The organism is Microbacterium sp. NPDC060117, from assembly GCF_042729315.1.
GTDB lineage: Bacteria > Actinomycetota > Actinomycetes > Actinomycetales > Microbacteriaceae > Microbacterium.
The window spans coordinates 782,612-789,881 of sequence record NZ_JBHWXR010000004.1; the positions used below are offsets into that span (position 1 = coordinate 782,612).

6 protein-coding genes are annotated in these 7,270 nt (G+C 69.8%); all 6 read left to right on the forward strand.

Going from position 1 to position 7,270, the window contains the following annotated elements:
* Positions 1-98 precede the first annotated feature (98 nt).
* From argC to argH, 6 genes are read left to right on the forward strand one after another with little or no spacing between them, the layout of a single operon-like run.
* On the forward strand, positions 99-1,166 hold the full coding sequence (gene argC / locus ACFWCK_RS19305; RefSeq protein ID WP_378807369.1) for an N-acetyl-gamma-glutamyl-phosphate reductase: 1,068 nt from the start codon (positions 99-101) through the stop codon (positions 1,164-1,166).
* Entirely contained in the window at positions 1,163-2,320 is a 1,158-nt protein-coding gene (gene argJ, locus ACFWCK_RS19310) for a bifunctional glutamate N-acetyltransferase/amino-acid acetyltransferase ArgJ (protein WP_378807371.1), read from the forward strand. Before argC ends, argJ begins: the two co-directional genes overlap by 4 nt.
* Positions 2,317-3,216 carry an acetylglutamate kinase gene (gene argB / locus ACFWCK_RS19315; RefSeq protein WP_233312866.1) on the forward strand — a complete coding sequence of 300 codons (900 nt, stop codon included), beginning with the start codon at positions 2,317-2,319 and terminating at the stop codon, positions 3,214-3,216. The genes argJ and argB overlap by 4 nt, the downstream gene beginning before the upstream one ends.
* Positions 3,213-4,445, forward strand: coding sequence for an acetylornithine transaminase (locus ACFWCK_RS19320; protein ID WP_378807372.1), 1,233 nt, complete (start codon positions 3,213-3,215; stop codon positions 4,443-4,445). The genes argB and ACFWCK_RS19320 overlap by 4 nt, the downstream gene beginning before the upstream one ends.
* Positions 4,442-5,374 carry an ornithine carbamoyltransferase gene (gene argF / locus ACFWCK_RS19325; protein ID WP_233312868.1) on the forward strand — a complete coding sequence of 311 codons (933 nt, stop codon included), beginning with the start codon at positions 4,442-4,444 and terminating at the stop codon, positions 5,372-5,374. Before ACFWCK_RS19320 ends, argF begins: the two co-directional genes overlap by 4 nt.
* Entirely contained in the window at positions 5,371-6,795 is a 1,425-nt protein-coding gene (gene argH, locus ACFWCK_RS19330; RefSeq protein WP_233312869.1) for an argininosuccinate lyase, read from the forward strand. The genes argF and argH overlap by 4 nt, the downstream gene beginning before the upstream one ends.
* Positions 6,796-7,270: the final 475 nt, after the last annotated feature.

Below are 7,270 nucleotides of genomic sequence, written 5' to 3' on the forward strand. Positions count from 1 at the left end.
TGGAGTGCCGGCGTCGCCGCCTCCAGCCCCGCATCGCACTGCTGTCCCGCGCCGTCTTCATGGGCGTCGCGGACAGGCCCGACCGTTAAGGTGGAAGCATGACGTATTCCGTCGCCGTCTCCGGCGCATCCGGTTATGCGGGCGGCGAGATCCTTCGCCTGCTCGCGAACCATCCCGACGTCGAGATCCGCACCGTCACGGCGCACTCGAACGCCGGACAGAAGCTCTCCGAGCATCAGCCGCACCTGAGGTCGCTCGCGCACCTCACCCTGCAGGACACGACGCCCGAGATCCTCGCCGGGCACGACATCGTGTTCCTCGCCCTGCCGCACGGCCAGTCCGGTCAGTACACCGATGCCCTCGGCGGCGTCCCGCTCGTGATCGATGCGGGAGCCGATCACCGGCTCACCTCGGAGGCCGCGTGGGACGAGTTCTACGGCGGCGACTTCCACGAGCCGTGGGCGTACGGCGTCCCCGAGCTCCTGGTCGCGGCCGGCCCGGACGGCGCCGCGAAGCAGCGCGAGCACCTCCGCGGCGCCACCCGGATCGCGGCCCCGGGCTGCAATGCGTCCACCGTGAGCCTGAGCCTGGCCCCCGGTATCGCAGCGGGCGTGATCGACCCGTCCGACATCGTGACCGTGCTCGCCGTAGGCCCGTCCGGCGCCGGCAAGAGCCTCAAACCCCACCTGCTCGGCAGCGAGATCCTCGGATCGGCCAACCCCTACGCGGTCGGCGGCACCCATCGGCACATCCCCGAGATCCGCCAGGCGCTCGCGGCCGCGTCGGGCGTCGCGCCCGACGCGATCCGGATCTCGTTCACCCCGGTGATCGTGCCGATGGCGCGGGGGATCCTCGCGACCTCGACCGCGCGCATCGTCCCGGGGGCCACCGACGCGCAGATCCGCGAGGCCTGGCAGAGTGCCTACGGCGACGAGGTCTTCGTGCAGCTGCTGCCGGAGGGATCCGTCCCGCGCACCGCCGACGTGCTCGGTGCCAACACGGCGCTCATCGGCCTCGCGATCGACCGCGCCGCGGACCGCGTCGTCGTGGTCACCGCCGTCGACAATCTCGTCAAGGGCACGGCAGGAGCCGCCATCCAGTCCATGAACATCGCGCTCGGTCTCACCGAGACCACGGCGCTCAGCATCAACGGAGTCGCCCCATGAGCGTGACCGCACCCCAGGGATTCGAGGCCGCCGGCGTCGTCGCAGGCCTCAAATCGACCGGCAAGCCCGACGTGGCGCTGGTGGTGAACCGCGGGCCGCGCAAGGTTGGTGCCGCCGTGTTCACCAGCAACCGCGCCAAGGCCAACCCGATCATCTGGTCGCAGGAGGTCGTGAAGGACGGCGTCGTCGAGGCCGTCGTGCTGAACTCCGGCGGGGCGAACTGCTTCACCGGACCGTTTGGCTTCCAGACCAGCCACCTCACGGCGGAGCGCGCGGCGGAACTGCTGGGCGTGAGCGCGGGTGACGTGGTGGTCTGCTCCACCGGCCTCATCGGCACCGGAGACGAGGTCTTCCGGGGCAAGGTGCTCGCGGGCGTCGAAGCCGGCGTCGCGCAGCTGAGCGCCGAGGGCGGACAGGCCGCAGCGGAGGCGATCATGACCACCGACACGGTCGCGAAGACGGTCGCGGTGAGCCGTGATGGCTGGACCATCGGCGGCATGGCGAAGGGCGCGGGCATGCTCGCGCCGGGACTCGCCACCATGCTCGTCGTGCTCACGACCGACGCCGAGCTCGATGCGGCCGAGGCGCACGCCCTGCTGCGCCGCGCGACCGGCACCACCTTCGACCGGCTCGACTCGGACGGGTGCATGTCGACGAACGACCAGGTGACGCTGCTCGCCAACGGTGCGAGCGGGATCCGCCCCGACCTGGACGACTTCGCGGCCGCGCTCACCCAGGTCTCCGATGAGCTGGCCCGCAAGCTGCAGGACGACGCCGAGGGCGCCAGCCACGCGATCTCGATCGAGGTCGTGCACGCCGCGAGCGAACAGGACGCCGTCGAGGTGGGGCGCTCGGTCGCTCGCAACAACCTGTTCAAGGCGGCGATCTTCGGCAACGACCCGAACTGGGGGCGCGTACTGGCGGCGATCGGCACCACTCGGGCAGCCTTCGACCCCTACGACGTGGACGTATGGATGAACGGCGTGCGGGTGTGCACCGCCGGAGGTCCCGACCGCCCGCGCGAGGACGTCGATCTGACCCCGCGTGCGACGCATGTGCTGATCGATCTGAAGGTCGGCGAGGCGGCGGCCACGATCCGCACCAACGACCTCACCCACGACTACGTGCACGAGAACAGCGCGTACTCCTCATGAGCGATCTTCAGGACACCGCGCCCGAGGAAGCCGCGATCAAGGCGCAGACGCTGATCGAGTCGCTGCCCTGGCTCAAGAGGTACCGCGATCAGATCGTCGTGGTGAAGTACGGCGGTAACGCGATGATCAGCGATGATCTGCAGGAGGCGTTCGCGCAGGACATCGCCTATCTCCGCTACGTCGGCGTGCAGCCGGTCGTCGTGCATGGCGGGGGACCGCAGATCTCCGACATGCTCGAGCGGCTCGAGATCCCCAGCGAGTTCAAGGGCGGCTACCGGGTCACCAACACCGAGGCGATCAGCGTCGTCCGGATGGTGCTCACCGGCCAGGTCAACCCTCAGCTCGTGTCGAAGATCAACTCGCACGGACCGATCGCGACGGGCCTGAGCGGCGAGGACGCCGGACTCTTCGGCGGACGTCGGCGCGGCGTGATCATCGACGGCGAAGAGGTCGACCTCGGCCGCGTCGGCGACGTCGTGCAGGTGGATCCGACGCCGGTCCACGACCATCTCGCGGCAGGACGAGTCCCGGTCGTCTCCAGCATCGCCCCGGATCTCGATCATCCGGGCCAGTCGCTGAACGTGAACGCGGACGCGGCGGCAGCGGCGCTGGCGACGGCGCTCGGGGCGGTCAAGCTCGTGATCCTCACCGATGTCGCGGGACTCTACGCGGACTGGCCGAACCGCGACTCGCTCGTCTCGCACCTGACCACGACGGAGTTGAAGACCATGCTCCCGTCGCTCGAGTCCGGCATGATCCCGAAGATGACCGCGTGCCTGGAGGCCGTGGAATCGGGCGTGCATGCGGCGGCCATCATCGACGGACGGGTGCCGCACTCGGTGCTCGTCGAACTGTTCACCAGCAAGGGAATCGGAACGGAGGTGGTGGCGGGATGACCTCGCACGCCGCACAGACATCGGCACAGGCCTGGCAGGGCGCGGCCGACCGCGACCTGATCCTGAACGCGGGACCGCGCTTCGAGCTGCTCGTCCGCGGCGAGGGATCGCACCTCTGGGGCGGCGAGGGGCGACGCTACCTCGACTTCCTCGCGGGGATCGCGGTCACCGCGCTCGGACACTCCCACCCCGTCTTCGTCGAGGCCGTGTCGCGCCAGGCGGCCACCCTCGCGCACGTGTCGAACTACTTCGCCACGCCTCCTCAGCTCGAGCTCGCGGCCCGGCTGAAACGACTCGCCGGCACGGGAGACGCGGGGCGGGTGTTCTTCGGCAACTCCGGCACCGAGGCCAACGAGGCGGCGTTCAAGCTCGCCCGCCTCCACGGCGGGACGGATCGTCCGCGCATCCTGTCGCTGGACAACGCGTTCCACGGCCGCACGATCGGTGCGCTCGCCCTCACCGCCAAGGCATCCATGCGCGATCCGTTCCAGCCGCTGCCCGGAGGGGTGGAGCACATCCCCGCCACGATCGAGGCGCTCGAAGCGGCGATGGACGACCGGGTCGCGGCGCTGTTCGTCGAACCCATCCAGGGTGAAGCCGGTGTGCTGGAGTTGCCGGAGGGCTATCTCCGTGCCGCCCGCGAGCTCACCGCGAAGCACGGCGCGCTGCTCATCGTGGACGAGATCCAGACCGGCGCCGGACGCACCGGCGACTGGTTCGCGTTCCAGCACGAGGGGATCGTGCCGGACGCGATCACCCTCGCGAAAGGCATCGGCGGCGGTTTCCCGATCGGCGCTCTCGTCGCGTTCGGGGAGGCGGCGGCGCTGCTGCAGCCCGGCTCGCACGGGTCCACGTTCGGCGGCAACCCGCTCGCCACCGCGGTCAGCAACGCCGTGCTCGAGGAGATCGAGCAGGCGGGCCTCGTGCAGAACGCCCGGGATCGCGGAGCACAGGTGCGTGCGGCCGTCACCGGGATCGGATCCCCTCTGGTCGCCGGCGTGCGCGGACGTGGCCTGCTCATCGGCGTCGCTCTCACGGCCCCGGTCGCGGGCGACGTCGTCGCCGCTGCCCAGCGTCTCGGCCTCATCGTGAACGCCGCCAACGCCTCCTCGGTGCGGATCGCCCCGGCGCTCACGATCGGCGACGCCGAGATCTCCGAGTTCACCGACCTGTTCACGGCCGCCCTCTCCGAGGTCGCGGCCACCGCCCTCACGGAGACCCACGCATGACCCGCCACCTGCTGCGCGATGACGACCTGACGACGGCCGAGCAGACCGAGATCCTCGACCTCGCGCTCGAGCTGAAGAAGGACCGCTGGGCGGACAAGACCCTCGCCGGTCCGCAGACGGTCGCGGTGATCTTCGACAAGTCCTCGACCCGCACGCGCGTCTCGTTCGCCGTCGGCATCGCGGATCTGGGCGGATCCCCGCTCATCATCTCCACTGCGAACAGCCAGCTCGGCGGTAAGGAGACCCCGGCGGACACCGCCAGGGTGCTCGAGCGCCAGGTCGCCGCGATCGTGTGGCGCACCTACGCGCAGGCGGGTCTCGAGGAGATGGCCGCGGGCACAAGGGTGCCGGTGATCAACGCGCTGTCCGACGACTTCCACCCGTGCCAGCTGCTCGCCGATCTGCTCACGATCCGGGAGCACAAGGGCGAGCTGAAGGGCCTCACCCTCTCGTTCTTCGGCGACGGGCGCAGCAACATGGCGCACTCCTACGTGCTGGCCGGCGTCACCGCGGGCATGCACGTGCGAGTCGCCTCTCCCGAGGCCTATGCACCCCGCGCCGATGTGGTGGCCGACGCCCACCGCCGCGCTGCCGAGACTGGCGGATCCCTGACCCTCGTCACGGATCCGGACGAGGCCGCGGCGGGAGCCGACGTGATCGTCACAGACACCTGGGTGTCCATGGGCAAGGAGGAGGAGAAGGCGCAGCGCCTGCGCGATCTCGGCGCCTACAAGGTCACCACCGGCACCATGGCGCGCGCCGACGGCGACGCGATCTTCATCCACTGCCTGCCCGCCGACCGCGGCTACGAGGTCGACTCCGAGGTCATCGACGGCGCTCAGAGCGTGGTCTGGGACGAGGCGGAGAACCGTCTGCACGCCCAGAAGGCGCTGCTCGTGTGGCTCATCGGAAAGCAGGACCAGCCGTGACCGCCGCACACGGCACCAACCAGGGCGCGCTGTGGGGCGGCCGGTTCGCGGGCGGTCCCGCCGACGCCCTCGCCGAACTCAGCCGTTCGACCCACTTCGACTGGATCCTCGCGCCCTACGACATCGCCGGTTCGCACGCGCATGCCACCGCGCTCGAGGCCGCGGGCTACCTGGAGGCGGATGAGGCCGTGCGCATGCACGCGGGGCTCGACGCCCTCGCGGCGCGGATCGCCGATGGCACGCTTCTCCCGCAGCCCGGCGACGAGGACGTGCACGGCGCGCTCGAAGCGGCGCTCATCGCCGAGGTCGGCGCGGATCTCGGCGGGCGTCTGCGTGCCGGGCGCAGCCGCAACGACCAGATCGCGACGCTCGTGCGCATGTACCTGATCGACCACGCCCGGGTCATCGCCCGTGAGGTGCTGGGGCTCGTCGACGCCCTCGTCGCTCAGGCGCAGGCGCACGACAGCGCGATCCTGCCCGGGCGCACCCACCTGCAGCACGCGCAGCCGGTGCTCCTCGCCCACCACCTGCAGGCGCACGCGTGGCCGCTGGTGCGGGATCTCGAGCGGCTGATCGACTGGCGCGCACGCGCCGGCGTCTCGCCGTACGGCGGGGGAGCACTGGCGGGATCGACGCTGGGTCTCGACCCGGCGCTGGTCGCCCGTGAGCTCGGTCTCGATCGCCCCGCCGAGAACTCCCTGGACGGCACGGCCTCGCGCGACGTCGTCGCGGAGTTCGCCTTCATCACCGCCATGATCGGCGTGAACCTCTCCCGCATCTCCGAGGAGATCATCCTCTGGAACACCCGCGAGTTCGGCTTCGTCACGCTCGACGACGGCTACTCCACGGGATCCAGCATCATGCCGCAGAAGAAGAACCCCGACATCGCCGAACTCGCGCGAGGCAAGTCCGGGCGCCTCATCGGCAACCTCTCCGGACTCATGGCGACGCTCAAGGGCCTGCCCCTCGCGTACAACCGCGATCTGCAGGAGGACAAGGAGCCGGTGTTCGACTCGGTCCGCACCCTCGAGGTCGTGCTGCCCGCATTCACCGGCATGGTGGCGACGCTGCGCTTCGACACGGAGCGTATGGCGCAGCTGGCGCCCCAGGGGTTCTCGCTCGCGACCGATGTCGCCGAGTGGCTGGTGAAGAGCCGCGTTCCGTTCCGGGAGGCGCACGAGATCTCCGGTTCCCTCGTACGTGCCTGCGAGCTGCGCGGGATCGGCCTCGAGGATGCGGACGACGCGCTTCTCGCCGAGGTGTCGCCGCACCTGACCCCGGCCGTGCGCGAGGTTCTGACGATCGAAGGATCCGTGGCGAGTCGCGACGGCGTCGGGGGGACCGCTCCCGTACGGGTCGCCGAGCAGCGCACCGAGCTCGTCGCCCGCGCGCAGTCCGCCGCGCACGCGCTCGGAATGTGACCTAGGGGTGCCCACCGGCACCCGCCCGACAGCCACGAAACCCCCCTCCAGGCCTTGGCCCGGAGGGGGGTTTCGTGGTTCATCAGGCATTTCTCGCCGGAGGCGCCCGGAATCACGGCGAACGACACGCCCGGGATGCGGCCACGATTTGCCGGAACCCCGGGATCCGCGTAACTTATTACTTGTTCGCCCCAAGCGGTAGAGCGAAAGGCCGGAAGGCCTGACTCCCCAAGCAGCGAACGAAACCCGATCTCAACGAAGAACTTCCCAGGTGGAAGATCTTCGACTATGATTGGGAACTCCCACCTCAGGTTCGCCGCAAGGCGCAGCGAGGGGGAGTGAGATCAAGCCCTACTTGTGATGCCGCGAGGCTGAACTGTAGGAGCATCCGATCCTTGAGAACTCAACAGCGTGCACTTGTCAAATGCCAATTTATTCCTCGTTCCAGTCTTTGGGCTGGTTTGAGAAATTCCTT